Annotated in this window: 1 pseudogene; it reads right to left on the bottom strand. The window is 68.9% G+C overall.

Annotated features, from left to right (window positions below):
* Positions 1–1,076: pseudogene (locus tag SSP24_RS42470) on the bottom strand (alpha-1,4-glucan--maltose-1-phosphate maltosyltransferase); the annotation flags it as partial.

Genomic DNA, 1,076 nt, shown 5'->3' with positions numbered 1-1,076 from the left:
AGCTGCGTGATGAGGGGGGCGATGCTGTTCGGGTCGTCCCAGTCGCGGGGCTTGAGCTGGTACTTCTCGGAGTCGAGGTACTCCTCGCTGCCCTCCCTGAGCGGGGTGTTCTCGCAGAGTTCGTAGCCGGAGTACACGCCCCAGGTGGGGGACAGGGTGGCGGCCAGGACCGCGCGGGCCTCGAAGGCGGGGCGGCCGCCGTGCTGGAGGTAGGCGTGCAGGATGTCGGGGGTGTTGACGAAGAAGTTCGGCCGCATGTAGGCGGCCGCCTCACCGGACAGCTCGGTCAGATACTCCGTCAGCTCCTGCTTGGTGTTGCGCCAGGTGAAGTACGTGTACGACTGCTGGAAGCCGATCTGGGCCAGGGTGTGCATCATCGCCGGGCGGGTGAACGCCTCCGCCAGGAAGATCACGTCCGGGTCGGTGCGGTTGATGTCGGCGATGACGCGCTCCCAGAACAGCACCGGCTTGGTGTGCGGGTTGTCCACGCGGAAGACGCGCACACCGTGGGCCATCCAGTGCCGCAGCACCCGCAGCGTCTCGGTGACCAGGCCGTCCATGTCCCGGTCGAAGGCGATGGGGTAGATGTCCTGGTACTTCTTCGGCGGGTTCTCGGCGTAGGCGATGGTGCCGTCCGGGCGGTGGTGGAACCACTCGGGGTGTTTGTCCACCCAGGGGTGGTCCGGGGAGCACTGCAGGGCGAAGTCGAGGGCGATCTCCAGCCCGTGGCTCTTGGCCTGGGTGACGAACCAGTCGAAGTCGTCCAGGGTGCCCAGGTCGGGGTGGACGGCGTCGTGACCGCCTTCGGGAGAGCCGATCGCCCAGGGCACGCCGACGTCGTCGGGCCCGGCGGACAGGGAGTTGTTGCGGCCCTTGCGGAAGGTGCTGCCGATCGGGTGAATCGGCGGCAGGTAGACCACGTCGAAGCCCATCGCGGCGATGGCCGCAAGCCGGCGGGCGGCGGTGCGGAACGTGCCGTGCGGGCGCTCGGGCGTGCCCTCGGAGCGCGGGAAGAACTCGTACCACGACCCGAACAGCGCCCGCTCCCGCTCCACCAGCAGCGGCAACGGCTCGGA

It is taken from the genome of Streptomyces spinoverrucosus (genome assembly GCF_006539505.1).
Classification (GTDB): Bacteria; Actinomycetota; Actinomycetes; order Streptomycetales; family Streptomycetaceae; genus Streptomyces; species Streptomyces spinoverrucosus.
This window is presented reverse-complemented; position numbering and strand designations above follow the sequence as displayed.